General features: G+C 70.2%; 20 protein-coding genes and 1 pseudogene. 13 read left to right on the top strand and 8 right to left on the bottom strand.

Going from position 1 to position 17,758, the window contains the following annotated elements; all coding sequences use genetic code 11:
• Positions 1–24: 24 nt before the first annotated feature.
• The 6 genes from ACIA5G_RS07065 to lysA all read left to right on the top strand — a co-directional run bounded on the left by ACIA5G_RS07065 (position 25) and on the right by lysA (position 5,099).
• Complete coding sequence (locus tag ACIA5G_RS07065; RefSeq protein WP_395921925.1) at positions 25–729, top strand: GntR family transcriptional regulator; 705 nt, start codon at positions 25–27, stop codon at positions 727–729.
• Positions 726–1,631 (top strand): dihydrodipicolinate synthase family protein, encoded by a 906-nt coding sequence (locus ACIA5G_RS07070; protein WP_395921263.1) that lies wholly within the window; start codon positions 726–728, stop codon positions 1,629–1,631. Before ACIA5G_RS07065 ends, ACIA5G_RS07070 begins: the two co-directional genes overlap by 4 nt.
• Before the next feature lie 473 nt (positions 1,632–2,104).
• On the top strand, positions 2,105–3,148 hold the full coding sequence (locus tag ACIA5G_RS07075) for a fatty acid desaturase family protein (RefSeq protein ID WP_395921264.1): 1,044 nt from the start codon (positions 2,105–2,107) through the stop codon (positions 3,146–3,148).
• A 26-nt stretch (positions 3,149–3,174) separates the two neighbouring features.
• Positions 3,175–3,351 (top strand): RGCVC family protein, encoded by a 177-nt coding sequence (locus tag ACIA5G_RS07080; protein ID WP_395921927.1) that lies wholly within the window; start codon positions 3,175–3,177, stop codon positions 3,349–3,351.
• Entirely contained in the window at positions 3,348–3,506 is a 159-nt protein-coding gene (locus ACIA5G_RS07085) for a DUF6307 family protein (protein WP_395921265.1), read from the top strand. Before ACIA5G_RS07080 ends, ACIA5G_RS07085 begins: the two co-directional genes overlap by 4 nt.
• 249 nt (positions 3,507–3,755) lie before the next feature.
• Positions 3,756–5,099 carry a diaminopimelate decarboxylase gene (lysA, locus tag ACIA5G_RS07090; protein ID WP_395921266.1) on the top strand — a complete coding sequence of 448 codons (1,344 nt, stop codon included), beginning with the start codon at positions 3,756–3,758 and terminating at the stop codon, positions 5,097–5,099.
• On the opposite strand, the gene ACIA5G_RS07095 is transcribed toward lysA, so the two are convergent.
• A complete protein-coding gene (locus tag ACIA5G_RS07095; RefSeq protein ID WP_395921267.1) occupies positions 5,077–5,835 on the bottom strand; it encodes a TetR family transcriptional regulator in 759 nt (252 codons plus the stop codon). The genes lysA and ACIA5G_RS07095 overlap by 23 nt on opposite strands.
• Before the next feature lie 63 nt (positions 5,836–5,898).
• Here ACIA5G_RS07095 and ACIA5G_RS07100 point away from each other — a divergent pair, with 63 nt between their 5' ends.
• Both ACIA5G_RS07100 and ACIA5G_RS07105 read left to right on the top strand, forming a co-directional pair.
• Positions 5,899–7,266 (top strand): FAD-dependent monooxygenase, encoded by a 1,368-nt coding sequence (locus ACIA5G_RS07100; RefSeq protein WP_395921268.1) that lies wholly within the window; start codon positions 5,899–5,901, stop codon positions 7,264–7,266.
• 191 nt (positions 7,267–7,457) lie between these two features.
• Positions 7,458–7,934 carry an Lrp/AsnC family transcriptional regulator gene (locus ACIA5G_RS07105; protein WP_395921269.1) on the top strand — a complete coding sequence of 159 codons (477 nt, stop codon included), beginning with the start codon at positions 7,458–7,460 and terminating at the stop codon, positions 7,932–7,934.
• A 40-nt stretch (positions 7,935–7,974) separates the two neighbouring features.
• Here ACIA5G_RS07105 and helR read toward each other — a convergent pair whose 3' ends face one another.
• Entirely contained in the window at positions 7,975–10,179 is a 2,205-nt protein-coding gene (helR, locus tag ACIA5G_RS07110; RefSeq protein ID WP_395921270.1) for an RNA polymerase recycling motor ATPase HelR, read from the bottom strand.
• A gap of 126 nt (positions 10,180–10,305) precedes the next feature.
• Here helR and ACIA5G_RS07115 point away from each other — a divergent pair, with 126 nt between their 5' ends.
• Complete coding sequence (locus ACIA5G_RS07115) at positions 10,306–10,698, top strand: VOC family protein (protein ID WP_395921271.1); 393 nt, start codon at positions 10,306–10,308, stop codon at positions 10,696–10,698.
• On the opposite strand, the gene ACIA5G_RS07120 is transcribed toward ACIA5G_RS07115, so the two are convergent.
• The gene (locus ACIA5G_RS07120) at positions 10,674–11,177 is read right to left on the bottom strand and encodes a DUF6328 family protein (protein ID WP_395921272.1); all 504 of its coding nucleotides are present in this window, start codon (positions 11,175–11,177) and stop codon (positions 10,674–10,676) included. The two genes, ACIA5G_RS07115 and ACIA5G_RS07120, sit on opposite strands and share 25 nt — an antisense overlap.
• Positions 11,178–11,303: 126 nt before the next feature.
• Between ACIA5G_RS07120 and ACIA5G_RS07125 the strand changes: the two genes are divergently transcribed.
• Complete coding sequence (locus ACIA5G_RS07125; RefSeq protein WP_395921273.1) at positions 11,304–11,831, top strand: superoxide dismutase; 528 nt, start codon at positions 11,304–11,306, stop codon at positions 11,829–11,831.
• Here the strand turns inward: ACIA5G_RS07125 and ACIA5G_RS07130 are convergent.
• From ACIA5G_RS07130 to ACIA5G_RS07140, 3 genes are all read right to left on the bottom strand, one after another.
• Positions 11,828–12,220 carry a TIGR03667 family PPOX class F420-dependent oxidoreductase gene (locus ACIA5G_RS07130; RefSeq protein ID WP_395921274.1) on the bottom strand — a complete coding sequence of 131 codons (393 nt, stop codon included), beginning with the start codon at positions 12,218–12,220 and terminating at the stop codon, positions 11,828–11,830. The two genes, ACIA5G_RS07125 and ACIA5G_RS07130, sit on opposite strands and share 4 nt — an antisense overlap.
• A 67-nt stretch (positions 12,221–12,287) precedes the next feature.
• Positions 12,288–14,135 (bottom strand): DUF2339 domain-containing protein, encoded by a 1,848-nt coding sequence (locus tag ACIA5G_RS07135; protein ID WP_395921275.1) that lies wholly within the window; start codon positions 14,133–14,135, stop codon positions 12,288–12,290.
• A gap of 60 nt (positions 14,136–14,195) precedes the next feature.
• A complete protein-coding gene (locus ACIA5G_RS07140) occupies positions 14,196–15,161 on the bottom strand; it encodes a Gfo/Idh/MocA family protein (protein ID WP_395921276.1) in 966 nt (321 codons plus the stop codon).
• A gap of 130 nt (positions 15,162–15,291) precedes the next feature.
• Here ACIA5G_RS07140 and ACIA5G_RS07145 point away from each other — a divergent pair, with 130 nt between their 5' ends.
• Together ACIA5G_RS07145 and ACIA5G_RS07150 are read left to right on the top strand one after the other, a co-directional pair.
• The gene (locus tag ACIA5G_RS07145; RefSeq protein ID WP_395921277.1) at positions 15,292–15,684 is read left to right on the top strand and encodes a hypothetical protein; all 393 of its coding nucleotides are present in this window, start codon (positions 15,292–15,294) and stop codon (positions 15,682–15,684) included.
• 49 nt (positions 15,685–15,733) lie between these two features.
• Positions 15,734–16,081 (top strand): annotated as a pseudogene (locus tag ACIA5G_RS07150) (tRNA-dihydrouridine synthase); the annotation flags it as partial.
• A 16-nt stretch (positions 16,082–16,097) separates the two neighbouring features.
• On the opposite strand, the gene ACIA5G_RS07155 reads toward ACIA5G_RS07150, so the two are convergent.
• Complete coding sequence (locus tag ACIA5G_RS07155; RefSeq protein ID WP_395921278.1) at positions 16,098–16,514, bottom strand: hypothetical protein; 417 nt, start codon at positions 16,512–16,514, stop codon at positions 16,098–16,100.
• 170 nt (positions 16,515–16,684) lie between these two features.
• Here ACIA5G_RS07155 and ACIA5G_RS07160 point away from each other — a divergent pair, with 170 nt between their 5' ends.
• On the top strand, positions 16,685–17,098 hold the full coding sequence (locus tag ACIA5G_RS07160; protein WP_395921279.1) for a hypothetical protein: 414 nt from the start codon (positions 16,685–16,687) through the stop codon (positions 17,096–17,098).
• A 92-nt stretch (positions 17,099–17,190) separates the two neighbouring features.
• Here the strand turns inward: ACIA5G_RS07160 and ACIA5G_RS07165 are convergent, their stop codons facing one another.
• Positions 17,191–17,709 (bottom strand): hypothetical protein, encoded by a 519-nt coding sequence (locus ACIA5G_RS07165; protein ID WP_395921280.1) that lies wholly within the window; start codon positions 17,707–17,709, stop codon positions 17,191–17,193.
• Positions 17,710–17,758 lie beyond the last annotated feature (49 nt).

A 17,758-nucleotide genomic window follows, 5' to 3' on the forward strand; every position in this document is an offset into this window, starting at 1 on the left:
TCGTATATCAGATCGGACATGCCAGTGGCGAGCACTTCTTCGGCCAGGAGGCCGCCGCCGCCCGTCTCGCGCACGGATTTTGTCCGCGACACGATCAAGGAAGCGATCTTGAGCGGCGAGTTCGGGCCGGGCGAAACGCTCGCCGAAGCCGAGGTCGGCGCCCTGCTCGGGGTGTCGAAGACGCCGGTGCGCGAGGCACTGCGGATCCTGGCCGGTTCCGGTTTGGTCACGATGAGCACGTACAAGGGGGCGACGGTCCGCGTCATGGACGCCGAGAGTGCGTACGCGGTGTACGACCTGCGCGCGCTGCTCGAGCCCGAAGCCGTCCGACGTGCTGTCGAGCGCGGCGCGGATTTCGGCGAAGCTCGGCGGGTGCTGGCCGACGTCGAAACCGGCGCGGCGGCCGCCGACCGCGCGAAGGCCAGCCTGACCAACCGGCTGTTCCACCGCGCGCTCTACGCCGGTTGCGGGAACCCGTTGCTGGTCGAGACGCTGGACGGGCTGCGCGACCAGGCGGCGCTGATCACCGTCACCGGCTGGGGCATCTGCCCGACGTGGCAGGGTGAAGCGGCCGAACACCGGGCGATCCTGACCGCCGCCGAGAGCGGGAACGCCCGGCAGACCGAGCACCTGCTGCGCAAGCACATCACGGACTTCCTCGACCGGGTCGCCTTCGGGCTCACGGGTGAGCGCACCGCACAGACCAAAAACCAGAAGGGGGCCCGATGACGTTCGAGCAGCAGAAGCGACGGCTTTCCGGGGTGGTGGCCATCCCGGTCACGCCGTTCGACGCCGAGGGCGCCGTCGACGGCGAGACCTACACGAAGCTGGTCGACCGGCTGATCACCGGCGGCATCGAAGTCGTGACGCCGAACGGGAACACCGGCGAGTTCTACGCGCTGGACGCGAACGAAGCGCGGCAATGCCTGGAGGTCACGGTCGAAGCGGTGGCCGGGCGGGCGAGTGTGCTCGCCGGGATCGGCCACGACGTCTCGTCGGCGAAGCAGGCTGCGGCGCACGCGCGGGACGCCGGCGCCGACATGATCATGATCCACCAGCCGGTGCACCCGTACATCTCCGGCGACGGCTGGGTCGACTACCACGCCGCGATCGCCGGCGCGGTGCCGGAGCTCGGCGTGGTGCTCTACGTCCGGAACCCGGCGATCTCCGGCGACCAGCTGCACGCGCTGGGCGAAGCCGCGCCGAATGTCATCGGGGTGAAGTACGCGGTGCCGGACCCGGTGCGGTTCGGCTCGGTCGCGCGGGACGCCGGCTTCGCTCGGTTCGTGTGGATCGCCGGGCTGGCCGAACTTTCGGCGCCCGGCTACTTCGCCGTCGGCGCCACCGGCTTCACCTCCGGGCTGGTGAACGTCGACCCGGCGATCTCGCTGGAGATGTTCCGCGCACTGTCCACAGGGGACTATCCGGCGGCGATGACGGTGTGGGAGCGGATCCGGCCGTTCGAAGAACTCCGGGCCGCCAACGGGAACGCCAACAACGTCAGCGTGGTCAAGGACGCGCTCGGCCAGCTCGGGCTGTGCCGCCCCGACGTCCGGCCCCCGAGCCGGCTGCTGACGGCGTCCGAACGCGAGCAGCTCTTCGGGCTGCTTTCGTCGTGGGGGCTTTCGTGAAAGGCGACGGCTCGTCGGCCATCCGGGCGCGGTGACGCCGAACCTGGACCACCGACGAGCCACCTGACAGAGTCGAGAAGAGAGAAAACCGGGCTGTAGCAACCAAACTGGGCGCCCCGGGCGTCGCTCTGCGCGACTGCGGGCGGCTGCTCGCCGGCCGATCGGCCGACACGGCTGCGGTACGAGCGGGGTTCCGGCCTGGACTCGGCTCCTGTCTCCGGTCGGAGCGATCCGCCCGGAAGGTCCCGGGTGTGCGGTAAGTCACCGTCATCCCGATGTGGCCGACTGTACACCTCTTCGGCGACCTGCGGGGAATTGCCATTCCGGCGGTGGGGTGGGAGGCTTGGCGCAGGACGCGGTACCACCGCGACCAGGCCCCAGTGCCCTTTTCCCGGACCGGACCCGGACCCTGTCGGGGACGGAAACCGTTGCTGGACAAGCCTTAAACGACTTAGCCCAGAGCGGTGACGCCGATGACTTCTACCCAAATTCCGGATACGCCGGCCACGGCCGGCAGTGATTTCGCAGAGCTGTCGCGGCTGATCAAGGCCGCCGGCCTCCTGCAGCGGCGCCGTCGGAACTACGCGGTGCGGATCGGGCTCAACCTCGCCGCCTTCGGCGGAGGCTGGGTCGCGTTCGTCTTCCTCGGTGACTCTTGGTGGCAGCTGTTCCTCGCCGCGTTCTTCGCGATGATGTTCGCCCAGCTGTCGTTCATCGGCCACGACGCCGGACACAAGCAGATTTTCAGCAGCCGCAAGGCGAACGACGCCACCGGGCTCGTCCACGGTGGACTGACCGGCTTGAGCTACGGCTGGTGGGTCGGCACGCACTCGCGGCACCACGCCAACCCGAACCACGAGGACGAAGACCCGGACGTCGACATCGCCGCCCTCGCGTTCAGCAAGGCGCAGAGCGCGCAGAAGCGCGGGTTCCTGCGCTGGATGGCGAAGTACCAGGCGTTCCTGTTCTTCCCGCTGCTGCTGCTCGAAGGCCTCAACCTGCACGTGTCGAGCGTGAAAGCCGTGCTGCGCAAGGACATCCGCCGGCGCAAGCTGGAGTCGACGCTGCTGATCGCGCACCTGGTGGCCTACCTGGCCGCGGTCTTCATCGTGCTTTCGCCGCTGACAGGGATCATCTTCATCCTCGTGCACCAGTTCCTGTGGGGGCTGTACATGGGCTGTTCGTTCGCGCCCAACCACAAGGGCATGGAGATGCTGACCGCCGGGCACAAGCTGGACTTCCTGCGCAAGCAGGTCCTGACGTCCCGCAACGTCCGCGGCGGCCCGGTGGTGGACTTCGCCCTCGGTGGCCTGAACTACCAGATCGAGCACCACCTGTTCCCGAGCATGGCCCGGCCGAACCTCAAGCACGCGCAGGTGATCGTCCGGGACTTCTGCGCCCGGCACGGGATTTCCTACGCCCAGTGCGGCTGGGCCCGCTCCTACGGCTACGTGCTGCAGCACCTGCACGAAGCGGGCGAGCCGCTCCGCCGGCAACCGGCGGAGGTGACGGCGTGACGGCCCCGGCGCCGGACGCACCCGAGGTGCCCCGCTCCGGCACGGAATGCCCGGCCTGCCCGCACCCGCTGGGCACGCACGACACGATCGCCCGCCGGTACTGCGCCGCATCCGCAGCAAGCCACGCAACCGACCGCGGCTGTGTGTGCGGAACCGTGCAGGACCACGTCAAGGCCCCTGAACCGAAGAGGACATACCGATGACCAGCGCCGCCGAACCCACCACCCGCTACCAGCTGCGCGTCGACCGCGTGAAGCACGTCGTCCAGGAGCACACGAAGCTCAGCGACGCCAAGGCGCTCGCACTCGCGGTCCACATGGTCCGCGAGCTCGACACCGTCCCGGAGCGCATCCGCTGACCCCGGCCGTCGTGGCGAAGGAAGTTCGCCACGACGGGGCGGCCGGGTGCGTGGATCGGCAGCATGCGCAACTCCATCACCTCGGCGCTCTTTGCAGGTCAATCAGGGTGTGGCCGAAGTTACTCGCGCGTTAAGGACGAGTAAGCGGGCGCCGCGAACCCGTCAGGACGGCATTCACGGGTGACGCGCGGCGAAGACGACGGCGGTGTCCTGACGGAGTCCGATCCGTCGTGATGCCCGGAGGCACCCGTGACGCTCAGCGAGCTTCTTCCCAGCCTCGGCTGCGAAGCCGCCGATCACCTCGAGCCAGGAGTCTGGCCGCGAAGCACCCGACTCGGCGAAGACGGCGAGCTGCTCCTCGCCGGCGCGAAGGTCAGCCACCTCGCCGCCCGGTTCGGGACGCCGTCCTACCTCATCGACGAACAGCAGGTCCGCGACACCGCGCGCGAGTACCGGCGCGCGCTGCCGGACGTCGAAGTCGCGTACGCGAGCAAGGCGCTGTGTACGCGCTCCCTGCTGCGTTGGGTCGCCGAAGAGGGGTTGTCGCTCGACACCTGCTCCGCCGGCGAGATCGCCGTCGCACGCGCTGTCGGCTTCCCCCCGGAGCGCATGCTGCTGCACGGCAACGCGAAGACGCCCGAAGACCTGAAGGCCGCTCTCGCGTACGGCGTCCGCCGGATCGTGGTCGACTCGCTCGACGAGATCGAGCAGCTCGGCTCGCTCGCCCACGGCGCGCAGCAGGTGATGATCCGGGTGACGCCGGGCGTCGCGGCCGGGGCGCACCATGCGATCAGCACCGGCACCGAAGGCCAGAAGTTCGGCTTTTCGCTGCTCGACGGTGTTCCCGACAACGTCGACGCGGCCGTGCAGGCGGTCGGAAACCAGCCTGGGTTGCGCCTCGTCGGCCTGCACTGCCACATCGGCTCGCAGGTTTCCCGGGTCGACCGGTACGAGGCGGCCGCGCGGCGGATGGCCGAGGTGCTCGTCCGGATCCGCGACACCCACGGCGTCACGTTGCGGGAGCTCGACCTCGGCGGCGGGCACGCGGTGCCGTACGTCGGCGGTGAGCCCGCGTTCGACCTCGGCGGTTACTCGCGACGCCTGCGCGTGGCGCTCGCCTACGAATGCGCCGCGCACGGCTTCCCGTTGCCCCGCTTGACGATCGAGCCGGGCCGGGCGATCGTCGGGCCGGCCGGGATCACGGTGTACCGCGTCTGCGCGGTCAAGCGCGGCAGCCGCACGTTCGTCGCGGTCGACGGCGGGATGAGCGACAACGCGCGGCCGTCGCTCTACGGCGCGCGGTACACGACGCGCCTGGTCGGCCGGCGCTCCAAGGAAAAGCGCACGCCGATGACGGTCGTCGGGCGGCACTGCGAATCCGGCGACGTCCTGGCCGACGGCATCCTCCTGCCCGGTGACCTGCACGCCGGCGATCTGCTGGCCGTGCCGTGCACCGGCGCCTACCACCACTCGCTGGCGTCGAACTACAACCAGGTCGGCCGGCCGCCGCTGGTCGGGGTGAAGAACGGCGTCGCGACGCTGCTGGTGCGCCGCGAGACCGAGGAGGACCTCAGCCTTCGGGACGTCGGCTGACCGCGTCCAGCCCGGCGAGCATCACGCCGAGCGCGTACCGGAAGTCGTCTTCGACGGTGGATCCCGCCCGTTCCCGCAGGCCACGGGCCATCAACGGGAAGGGGAACGAGTCCGAGGCGATCACCGACGCCTCTTCGGACGGCGACAGCCGCGTCTGATCCTCGACGGCCCGGCCGAGCACGAAGTGCACCAGCACCCCGGCCGCGCGGGTGGCCTCGCCGAGCGGGAACCCCGCGCTGTGCAGCACCCCGACCGCGCGCGCGGCGAGCGCCCCCCGCGCGCGGGGCCCCGGGCGGTGCGCGCCCCCCGCGACACCGGCGCCCGCGGCCCACCCGCCCCCCCCCGCGCGCCGGGGGCTGGGGGGCGCCCCGGGGGGGGCCCCCCCCCCCCCCGGGGGGGGGGGGCCCCCCCCCCCCCCCCGGGCCACGGTCAGGTCCGCGCCCAGCGCGACACGGGCGCCGTCGCGGTGCGCGAGCAACGCCGTGTGCAGCGCGAACGCCGCGTCTTCGAGCCACTTCAGCCACGGACCGCCCTCGGGCAGCCCGGCCGTGACCGGTGCCACGATCATGTCCGTCATGTGGTCGAGCAGCGCGCGCTTGCTGCGGAAGTGCCAGTACAACGCGGGCGCCTTCACGCCGAGCTCGGTGGCGAGCCGGCGCACGGTCAGTTTGTCCAGGCCCTCGTCTTCCAGCAGTTTCAGCGCGACGCGCACCGCGTCGCCCACCTCCAGCGGCATGCTCCTCCTTGACGCTTGAACTAGTTAAGGACATCCTAGCCCTTAACTAGTTAAGGAGGAAGCATGGATGGCGACGTGATCGTGGTGGGCGGGGGCCCGGTGGGCCTGTTCCTCGCGGCGGAGCTCAAGCTGGCCGGCGCCGAACCACTGGTCCTGGAACGGCTTTTGACGCCGTCCGAGGAGACGAAGGCCCGCGGGCTCGGCGCGCTCGCGACCGAAGCGCTCTGGCGACGCGGCCTCGGCGATCAGCTCGCCGAGGCCGACGTCGACGGCACGAAGGACCTCGCTCGCGACCACGGCAGCACCCGCGGCCACTTCGCGAACATCTTCAAGATCGTCCCGGACGAAACCCGGCCGCGCACGAACATCTGGCAGCCCGAGCTGGAACGCGTCCTCGCGAAGCACGCCGAGGGTGTCCGGATCCTGCGCGGTCACGAAGTCACCGCGGTCGAGTCCGATGTGGACGGTGTCACGGTCACGGCGGGGCGGCGCGAGTGGCGCGCGCAGTACCTGGTCGGCTGCGACGGCGGCCGCAGCGCCGTCCGCACGCTCGCCGGGTTCGGCTTCCCCGGCACCGCGGCGCTGCTGCACACGATCGCCGGGCGCGTCCGGTTCGCGGGTGACGTCCCGCCGAGCGGGCGCTACCCCACCGGCACCTTCATGCACGGCGGCAGCATGGCCGGCGTCACCGAGCTCGCGACCGGTGCGGAACCGGAGGTCACGCCGGACGCGCTCGCCGCGAGCATCAAGCGCGTCACCGGCCGGACCGTCGTGGTCGAGGAGATCCACGACGCGCGGCGGTTCGGCGACCAGGCCCGTCAGGCCGACACCTACCGGCGCGGCCGCGTCTTCCTCGCCGGTGACGCCGCCCACGTGCACTCGCCCAGCGGCGGCCAGGGCCTCAACCTCGGCCTGCTCGACGCGGCCAACCTCGGCTGGAAGCTCGGCGCCGTCATCCGTGGCGACAAGCCCGAAGTGTTCCTCGACACGTACACGCGCGAAAGGCACCCGGCAGGCGAAGCGGTGCTGCGCAACACCAGGGCGCAGTCGGCGCTGCTCGCTCCCGGCGCGCACGTCAACGCGCTGCGGGAGATCTTCGGGGAAGTGCTGGACCTGCCCGAGGCGAACAAGTACTTCGCGGACCTGCTGTCCGGGGTCCGCGAACGGTACAACTTCCCTTACCCCGCCCCGAAGCCGGTCGGCGAGCACTGCCCGGACCTGGAAATCATCGGCGGCGACGGCCGCCGGAGCCGGCTGCACGAACACACCCGCACCGGCCGCGGCCTGCTGCTGACCGCGGCGCACCCGGCGGACCCGCGCGTCGACGTCGTGCGCGTGACGAACACCGGGCCGCTGCTGCTCCGGCCGGACGGTGTCATCGCCTGGGCAGGCGAAGGGCCCCTCGACGTCGCCTTGGCCACCTGGTTCTAGACCGGCGGGACACGACGCCCGGAACCGCCTCGGAATGACTCGTGGTTTTCCTCCGGCGCCACCGATTCCTCGGCGAATCACGATCCTCGCGCCGGATCACGTGAAGCTGGCGCAGGGGGCTCGCTTTCTGGTCAGGTCTCGATACGCTGCGCACTTGACAAATCACATGCCGAAACACAGGGAGGGACGGCATGGGTGAAGATTCACGTGCGCGCGCGCTGGACAATACGGACAGATCGTTGATCGCCTTGCTCCAGCAGGACGGCCGGGCCTCGTTCACCGCGCTCGCCAAGGCGGTCGGGCTTTCCGAGGGAGCCGTCCGCCAGCGCGTCCAGCGGCTGCTGCGCGACGACCTGATGCAGATCGTCGCGGTGACCGACCCCGTCAACGTCGATCTGACGCGGCAGGCCATGGTCGGCATCAGCGTCGACGGCGCTGATCCCCGCGAGGTCGCGAACAAGCTGTCGGAACTGGCGAACGTGCACTACGTCGTGCTGTGCGCCGGGCGGTACGACCTGCTGGCCGAGCTGGTCTGCCGGGACGACGACCACATGCTCGAGGTCCTCGGCGAAGAGATCCGCAAGATCGAGGGTGTCTCCGGCACCGAGCTGTTCGTGTACCTCAAGCTGGCCAAGCAGAACTACGCCTGGGGCCGCCTCACGGCCTAGCCGCCGGGGATGACGGGTCTCGCCCGCCATCCCCGGCCGGCTACAGGAACCGGCGGTGCCCGGCTCGCGCGGGGACACCCGCTTCGGCGAGCCCGGTCAACACCGCCGGGAGCGGGTCCCGGTGCAGCACCCCGAGGCGCTGCGTGGCGCGGGTGAGCGCGACGTACAGCTCGGCCGCGCCACGCGCGCCTTCGGCCAGGATCCGCTCCGGCTCCACGACGAGCACGGCGTCGAACTCCAGCCCCTTGGCCGCCGACGGCGGGATCGCGCCCGGCACGTCCGCCGGGCCGAGCACGACGCTGGTGCCTTCGCGGCCGGCTTCGTCGCGGGTGAATTCGCCGATGGCGTCCTGCAGTTCGCCGTCCGCAACTCGTCTGGACCAGGGCCGGACCCCGCACGCGCGCACGGACTCCGGCCGCCGCGCTTCCGGCGCGAACTGCGCCAGCAGGGCACCGGCGACCACCATGATCTCCGCCGGCGTCCGGTAGTTGACGGTCAGCTCGCGGTACACCCACCGGTCGGCGACGTACCGCCCCAGCATCGACCCCCACGACGTCGCCCCGGCCGCGCTTCGCCGCTGCGCGAGGTCGCCGACGATCGTGAACGACCGGCTCGGGCACCGCCGCATCAGCACCCGCCAGTCCATTTCGGACAGTTCCTGCGCCTCGTCGACGACCACGTGCCCGTACGTCCAGTCGCGGTCCGCGACCGCGCGCTCGGCGAGGTCGCGCGTGTCGCGCTCGGCGAACCGGCCGGCCAGGTCCTCGGCGTAGAGCAGGTCCGTGGCCACCAGCTGGACGTCTTCGTCCAGCTCCTCGCGATCCAGCTTCATCAGGTCCAGGACCCCGGCGGAGTACTCGGCGTCCTCCTCCGCCTGCCGCCGCGCGGCGGCGCGTTCGGCGGACTCGTCCCGGCCGAGCAGGTCGGCCAGCTCGTCGAGCAGCGGCACATCCGACACCGTCCAGTCCGCGCCGTCCGCGCGGAACAGCGCCGGGTCGGCGCCGGCGGTCTCGAGCCGGCGCGGCGACATGTACAGCGGCGCCAGCAGCGTCTCCGGCGTCAGCTCGGGCCAGAGCCCACCGAGGACGGCGTCGAGGTCTTCATGGGCCGCCAGTTCGTCGAGGACGTCGGCGCGGAGGTTGGCCCACGCATCGCCGTCGTCGCCGGTCAGCCAGCCTTCGCCGATCTTCGCCACGGCCCGCTCGGCGACGGTCGCCACCACCCGCTCGCGGAACACCGCGCGGGCCTCGTTGTGCGGCAGCCCCGACCGGCGAGCTTCGAGACGGGCCTCGTCCGCGACGCCGGCGTCGAACTCCACGGTGACGTCGGACAGCTCGACCGGCACCGGCTCGTCCGGCACCCGCTGCCGGTCGGCGACCGCGGCCGCGAGGACGTCGAGCATCTTCAGCGATCCCTTGAGCGCGGCCACTTCCGGAGGATCTTCGGCGGTGACACGCAGCCCGGGCACGAGGTCGCCGGTGGTCAGGAAGACGACGTCCGACTCGCCGAGCGAGGGCAGCACGCGGCCGATGTGGTCGAGGAACCGCGGGCTGGGCCCGACCACCAGCACACCGCTGCGCGACATCCGCTCGCGCTGGGTGTAGAGCAGGTACGCGACCCGGTGCAGCGCGACCGCGGTCTTGCCGGTGCCGGGGCCGCCCTCGACCACCAGCACACCCGCGTGCGGGAGCCGGATGATCTTGTCCTGCTCGGCCTGGATCGTCGCGACGATGTCCCGCATGCCCGCACCACGCGGCGCGTTGACGGCCGCCAGCAGTGCCGCGTCCCCGCGGTCGCCCGCTTGAGGCCGGCCGAGCACCTCGTCCGTGAAATCGACCAGCTTGCGCCCTATGGTGTGGAACTGGCGACGGCGGCGCATGTTTTCCGGCGTCGCCGCGGTGGCGACGTAGAACGGCCGCGCCGCCGGCGCCCGCCAATCCAGCAGCAGGGGTTCGTAGTCGTTTTTGTCGTCGAAGAGACCGATCCGGCCGATGTAGCTCCGTTCCCCCGAAAGCGCATCCAACCGGCCGAAGCACAGCCCGTTGTCGGCGACGTTCAGCCGGGTCGTCTCCCGCGCCCGGATCCGCACGTCGGCGTCGCGCTCGACGAGTGTGCTGCCGGTTTCCCCCAGTGCAGTGCGGAAGCGGGTCTGCGCCTGTGCTCGTTCGCGGTCCAGACGCGCGTACAGCCCGGCCGTGTACGCGCGCTCGTCCCGCAATTCCTCGTCGTACCCCTGGTTTGACAAGTTCCCCTCACAGCGGTTAGACTAATGGCAGATTCGGCGAGTTCTCCTATTGTTTTTCGGAGAGCACGTCGATTTTTTATTGTCCACCCGCTGTCAAGTCCCCCGGTCGAGCGGTACTGTTCGCCCATGAGTGGTCCGCGGGTGTTCCGGTTGATCCAGCCCGTCGACGACATCGAGCTCGCGGTCGCCTTCTACGCGGCCGTTTTCGGGGATCCCGGCGAGCGGATCGCGGTCAACCGGCACTACTTCACCTGCGGTGGGGTGGTGCTCGCCTGTGTCGAGGCGCCGCTCGAGCACCGCGAACCGCGGCCGCAGAAGGACCCGCGGATCGTCTACATCGCGGTCGAAGACGTCGACGAGACGTTCCGGCGGGTGCGCGCCGCCCACCCGCGCTGGATCGACGACACGATCGAAACGCAGTTCTGGGGTGAACGCTCTTTCTACGCGGACGACCCGTTCGGCAACCCGCTCTGCTTCGTCCAGGAGGACACGCTCTACTTGGGCGGGCCCGTCGGCTGATCACCGTCGAGCTGCTCGTCGTCCGTCGGGTTCAGCCGCAGCGGCATGACGAACCAGAGGATCCCGAAGATCAGCACGGCCAGCGCGGCCATGACGATCATCGCGGCCTGGCCGTAGACGACCTTCGCGATGAGTGCGACCGTGGAGGTGATCGCGAGCGCCAGGCAGACCAGCCCGACCAGCACGAGCCGGTTGCCGACGGTCAGGATCCGCTCCCGGCTGCCGGTGCGGAAGAGCAGGCGGTGCCACGCCGCGGGCGCGGTCAGCAGTGCCGTCGCCGCCACCGCGAGCACCACCGCGGCCAGGTGCAGCGACTTCTCGAACCCGCTGGCGTCGTGGAACCGGTCGGTGAACACGACCGACAGCAGGAAACCGAAGAGGATCTGCACACCCGCCTGCGCCACCCGCAGCTCCTGGAGCAGCTCGCCGACGTTGCGCGTCAGCTGCTCGTTGCGGGTTTCGCCAGTGTGTTCGGGCACGGGGAAACCATAACCGGGCGCGAGACCTCCCACCGGCTGGGACAAACGTGACTTTCCCACCCGAACCGGTCACTCGTTCGCATGAAGATCATGGCGGCTCCGGTTCGTGCTGGTTAGAGAAGGACCATGCGCTTACTCCCCGCTCTCGCCCTCGCCGCTGTAGCCGCGGTGATCGCTCCCGGTGCCGCCTCGGCTTCGCCCGTGCACGTCATCACCGCGCGCGGCGAGCTCACCACGTACCGCTCCGACCTCGTCCCGGTCGGCGCCCACGCGCACGTGTTCGGCGTTTCGGCCACTCCGGGCACCACGACGGCGCTCGTCCTCACCGGCCTGCTCCCGGGACGGGCCTATGGCGCCCACGCGCACGAAAAGCCGTGCGGCGCCGCCGGCGACGCGGCCGGGCCGCACTTCCAGCACCTGCCGGACCCGGTCAAGCCGTCGGTCGACCCCGCGTACGCCAACCCCCGCAACGAGATCTGGCTCGACTTCACCACCGACCACCTGGGCACCGGCTTCGCGCGGTCCACAGTGGACTGGACGTTCGGCGAACGGCGCGCCCGGTCCGTGGTCGTCCACGAGACGCACACGCACACCGGCCCGGGCCACGCGGGCACCGCCGGCGCCCGGCTGGCCTGCCTGGACGTGGACTTCTAGAACCCCCAGGAGCGCTCGGGCACCACGCGGATGCGGACGGAGTACTCGGCGTCGAAAGCTTCCGGCGTCTGGAAGCCGATGCCGGCGTAGTGCGAGCTGTACTTGTCGAGGTATCCGGGCGCCTCCGAAGCCTTGCCCGCCTCGACCTGCGCCTTTCCGTTCACGACGAGGATCGCGCCGCCGTGTTCGTCACTGTTGAGGTGGAAGCTCACGTCGGCGTTCGCCTCGATGTGCCGGAGCTTGGCGGTGCCGGGCTGGCTGAACACCAGCACGTCGTCGCCGTCGAGGACGAACCACACGGGCCGTGGTGCGGGCCGCCCTTTCGGCGTGACGGTGGTGAGCCAGCCGATCGGCTCGCCGGCGCGGTCGCTCAGTTTCGGTGGTGCCATGTCGGTGCCCCCTGGTGCTCGGTCTGTGACCCAAGCCAACCACGAGGCACCGACAATTCTTCCCGGCTCAGCGTGAAGCCACGCGCCGCGCGTAGCGGGAACCGGCTCCCAGCAACACCAATCCCGCGCCGAGGAACGCACCGACCCGCGCCAGCCCGTCCAGCGCCGACAGGTCGAACAGCACCAGCTTGAGCACCGCCGCGCCGACCAGGACCAGGCCGGTCACCCGGAGCCCGACCACCTCGATCCCGCGCAGCAGCAGGACCAGCGCCGCGATCGTCCAGGACACCGTGATCAGCGCGTGGCCGACCAGGAAGCCCGTGCGGCCCGGGATCGCCAGCAGCGACGCGCACAGCACCACCCCGGCCGCGCCGTACAGCGCCGAAACCCCGGCGAGCAGCCACACCGGCAGGTCGTCGGACGGCCCGCGGAAGACCTCCAGCCGTGTCGCCGCCCAAGGCAGGGCGACCGACACCGCGAGGATCAGCGCGGCGACCGCGAGCGCGCCGGCCAGGTCGCCGGCCGACTGCGTCCGGTAGACCATCAGCAGCGCGGGCGTGACGTCGAAGACCACGCCGATCAGGCCGCCGAGCGCGGCGAACCCGAGCGCGGCACCCAGCGCGAACCGGTTGCGACCGCCCAGTGCGGCCACGACCAGCAGCAACGCCTCGCCGAGGAGCACCGCGGCGCGGGCGGGGCCGTCGAACTGCGTGACCGTCGCCTGCAGGATCGCCAGCAACCCGGCCAGCCCGGCCAGCTGCCCGGCGAGCCCGGGCCACCACCGGCGGGTCGCCCACACGGCGAGCAGGACCACACCCGCGCCGGCCGCGATCGGCACCGCCTGCGTCTTCGGCAGCAGCGCCGCCGCGATGAGCGTCGGGAGCACGGACGTCGCCAGCACCGAGAGCGCAGCGGGGTCGTTTTCACGACGGCGAACCACGATCAGCGCGAGCGTGACGCCGACGAGCGAAGCGCCGCAGGCCGCGGCGGTGTTGGCCCAGCTGCCGCCCCCGCCCACCACCGCCGTGCTGATCACGGCCGCGAACAGCGGCGGAATGCCGGCGGACAGCGTCAGCGACGACCAGTCACGGCGCAGCTGCACCGGCGCCGTCGCGAGCTGGACCATCAGCAGGAACGTGACCAGTTCGGGGGTGAACCCGCGGGTGATCATCGGCGCGCACACGACGCAGCCGACCACCACGGCGGAAGCCAGCAGCGGCGACTCCCAGCGCACGGCCACGAGCAGCCCGCCGACGGTGATCACCAGCCCGGCGGCGAGCCCGGCGAGCACCGGCAGGAACTCGTACAGCGTGGTCGCCGCGACGGCGTCCAGGTAGAGCGTCGCGATGCCGGTGGCGGCCAGCGCGAAGGCCCCGGTGCGGCCGGCGGGCTTGCGGTGCAGCCACACGCCGGCGCCGGTCAGCGCCAGCCCGAACGCGGCGCCGACGAGCACCCGCGGCAGCGGCCCGAGCCAGCCCCGCTGGACGGCCAGCACCAGCAGCAGCACCACACCGAGCAGCGTCACGGCGCCGCCTACCCAGGCCAGGACGCGGCTGCCCGCGCCTTCCTTGCCGAGCTTTTCACCGAGCGTCTGACGCGGAACGGGCTGGTACGGCGGCATCTGCGGCATTTGGGGCGGCGGGAAGTACTGCTGCTGGGGCGGCGGCTGCCACTGGTACTGCGGCCACGGCATCTGCTGCGGCGGAGGCGGCATCGGCTGGGGTTGTGGTTGTGGCTGAGGCTGGGGCTGCGGCTCCGGCGCGGCTTGCTGCGGCGCGGCTTGCCCGGTCTGCGGCGCCTGCTCAGGCTGCTCGGCCTGGACGGTCCGCAGTTCGGAACCCACCCGGGCGAGACGACGCCCCAGGTCGTCGATCTCGCCGGCGAGCCGGAGGAGCACATCTGCTTCGGTGGTCATACCGGACAGCGTCACGCACCCGCGCCCACCTGCGGATCCGTAGCACTACTCAAACCCGGGTCACGTCCTGGTCGCGGCGAGCACCTCGTCCATCGTGACCATGATCGAGACGGTCTCGTCCAGCGGCATGAGCGCGCTCTCGGTCTCGCCGGCGGCCAGCAGCCGGGCGACCTCGTCGGCCTCGTGCCGCAGGCCCAGGCCCTCGTCGACGTACTCGAAGCGGGCTCGCTCGCCTTCACGCGGGATGAGCGTGAACGACGCGGGCGCGTAGAACGGCCCTTCGATCTCGATGCGCGCGTCCGTGCCGACGATCGACGCCGTGGTCGGCGACACCGCGCTCAGCGTGCAGCCCAGCAGGGCCTGTGCCCCGCCCGGATAGCCGAACAGCATCGACATCTGCGCGTCGACGCCGGTGAAGGCGGGCGTGGCCATGGCGGCGACGCGGTCGGGCGCGCCGAGGACCATCGACGCGAACGAGACGGGGTAGATCCCCAGGTCGAGCAGGGCGCCACCGCCGAGTTCGGGGGCGAACAGCCGGAACGCGGCGTCCTCGGCGAACCACTGCCCGTGGTCGGCGGTGACCGTGACGACGTTCCCGAGCCGCGGCAGCAGCTCACGCACGTGCCGGATGTGCGGCAGGAAGCGTGTCCACATCGCCTCCATCAGGAACAGCCCGCGCTCCCGGGCCAGCGCGACGAGGTCACGCGCCTCTTCGGCGTTCATGGTGAACGGCTTCTCGACGAGCACGGGCTTCCCGGCCTCGAGCGCCAGCCGCGCGTTGGCGTGGTGCAGGGGATGCGGCGTGGCGACGTAGACGATGTCGACGTCGGGATCGTTGACGAGCGCTTCGTAGCTGCCGTGCCCGGTCGGGATGCCGAGCCGGCCGGCGAACCGGTCCGCGCTTTCGGCCGTGCGCGACCCGACGGCCGTGACAACGCCGGAGTCGGTGAGCTTCAGGTCTTCCGCGAAGGCGCCGGCGATGCCGCCGGTGCCCAGGATTCCCCAGTGCAAGGGCTTCTCGGTCACGTCGTCTCCGTTCTCCTGCCGCGACCCTACGTGCCGCCGAAGGGGTTGTCGGCAAAAGCACGGTGGAGGTCCGGCTCCGGGTGGGGCAGAGTGGCTGTTCCAGAACGTTCGAGTCGAGCGGAGGCTTGCCGTGCCCCGTCGTCGTGCACCCGAACGCGCCACCCCGGCCGGCGCCGGGCGGATCTTCCTGCCGGTGATGCTGGTCGTCTTCGGCCTGGGCACGATCGCGCTCCTGATCGCCGAGATCATCGTCCTGGCGGACGACCTCGAGCACGGCGGTGACCCGTCACCGTGGTTCGTGCTCGCCGTGTTCGCCACCGCGGTCCAGCTGATCGCCGTGGCCGCCCTGGGCTTCCGGCGGCGGTGGGGCGCGAAGGTGCTCGGCGTGGCGTTCGTCGCCGGCGCGATGCTCGACCTGTCGTCCCTCATCAACGCGAGTGCCGCGCTGATCATCGTCAAGATCATCGTCGCCGGCCTGCTCGCCGCGGCCATCCTGGTCCGCTGGGACGACCTCGTCGCCTGAGGCCGGCCGATCCGGCCCCTGGTCGACGTGATCGACACCACAGGCGACAATGGAGAACGTGACCGCCCTGCTGAGCAAGCCCGCCCTGAAGATCGGCCCCTACGAGGTCGATCCGCCGGTTGTGCTCGCGCCGATGGCCGGGATCACCAACGTCGCCTTCCGGCAGCTGTGCGCCGAGTATGGCGCCGGGATCTACGTGTGCGAGATGATCACCGCGCGGGCCGTCGTCGAACGGCATCCCGGGACCATGCACATGATGACCTTCGGGGCCGACGAAAAGCCCAGGTCCATGCAGCTTTACGGCGTCGACCCGAAGACCATGGCCGAAGCCGTCCGGATCATCGTCGGCGAAGGCCTCGCGGACCACGTGGACAGCAACTTCGGCTGCCCGATGTCAACACAGTGACAACTTCTCAACCCTTCCCCTCGGTTCGACCCTCCAATTCATCGACCCTGGAGGCAAGACCCGCGATCGCCCGATGAGCGACCGCGAGCGCTGCTTCCAAATCTGCAACACGATCTTCGAGCTGATCAGGTCTGCCATCCGCAGCGACCCACGCAGGGGTGCCGTCCGGCAGGGTTCCAGCGGTGCGGCAGACGAAGCCGAGCCGGGTCAGGACACGCTGCGCTTCCGCTGTTGTAAAGGAGGTTCGATCCCACCCAGTAACCGTCGCAAGAACCTGCTTTGGCGGGTACACCGTCCCACCAAGTTCGACCACGTGCTTACGGATCGTTTCCACGGGGGCGTCGCGCATCGCCCTGATGATGTCTTCCTTCTCGATGTCCAAGTCGCGACCACCGACCACCATCCGCACCATCTTCGCCTCCACGTCCGCTTACTGTAACACCTAGTAAGTTACAGTAAGTCGATGCGTAGCGCCACTTGCAGCTGCCACGGGACGCGCCAGTCCCGCGTTTCTACCTGCGACGATGCGGCAAATCCCCCGCAAGTCGAGAACCTCGACCGGCCGTAGGTGCGAGGCTTACCGTCATGTCAGACATGAGCATCGAACCAAATTTCTACCTCGCAGTTGAGTCCGGCTGGGAGGCCAACGACCTCGCTCTCCGGATTTCCGAAGGCCACCGCGAGACGCTTGAGCTTGCGCTCGACGAAGCCGGGATTCAGCACAACCTCGGCGCTGAGTTCTCTAACACCACGACCGAGATCGTCCACGCCGTGATCACCAACGAGGCATTCTGGCCGTCCCTGGCTGCCGTCATCCGGATGATCCTGCGGCGCCACGACGGGAAGCGAGTGAAGTTTCGGATCAACGGAGCAGATGTCGAGCTTGATGGATACTCGGCCGACGACGCAACGAAGCTGATCGAGGCCCTGATGCGTGAAGGGCACGCGAAACGCAACGCGAACTGGGCCAGGGGCAAGAAGCTCGACAAGGGCGACTCGAAGAAGTAGCGCCTGAGCGGCCAGCCGGGGGCGCGTACGGGCTCATGCGCGCCCCGAGCAGACCCCACTGACTCCTACTACTGCCGATTCAGGCGCCGCACTTAAGTCGAGAGCTCGGCAGACACTTGGTCAGCAATCTGTTCGCGCCGTTCGGATTCTTGCTTCAGCAGCCCACGAAGCCGCTCCCACTGCTCGGGCTCATTCACGCCAGCATCCCGCCCGGACTGCAGCGCCAAGCCAATCAGGAGATCTGCGTTGATGATCTCGCCGATGGTCTCGTTGTAGCTCTTGTACAAGCCCTTGATGGCATCCGAGCCATACGCCGCGACGAGAGCACGACATCGAGCCTGCTGCTCGGCTGACGGCATGGGACGGCGCTCATGACCCGCCGGCTCATACAGGGGACGCAGGGTGTGTGCCCACTGGCCGAAATGTTCAAGGTAGGTCACCAGGTCCAAGTAGGCCTCAGCAAAACGTTGCTGCTGACGGTCAGCACGCGCCAACTCCAGCGCGTGGTCGCGGGTTCCCTTGGCCGTCAGCCATGTGGTTACGGCACCTACCCAAGCACCAAGCACAGCTCCACCAGCCGCCGAGACCGGCGGTACCCACTCCCAAGCCACGGCAGCTCCTTCGATCGCTCTGAGATCCTACAAACCAGCCCGACTCGAA

Origin of the sequence: Amycolatopsis sp. NPDC051758, assembly GCF_044453095.1 — a bacterium.
In the GTDB taxonomy this organism is placed as follows: domain Bacteria; phylum Actinomycetota; class Actinomycetes; order Mycobacteriales; family Pseudonocardiaceae; genus Amycolatopsis.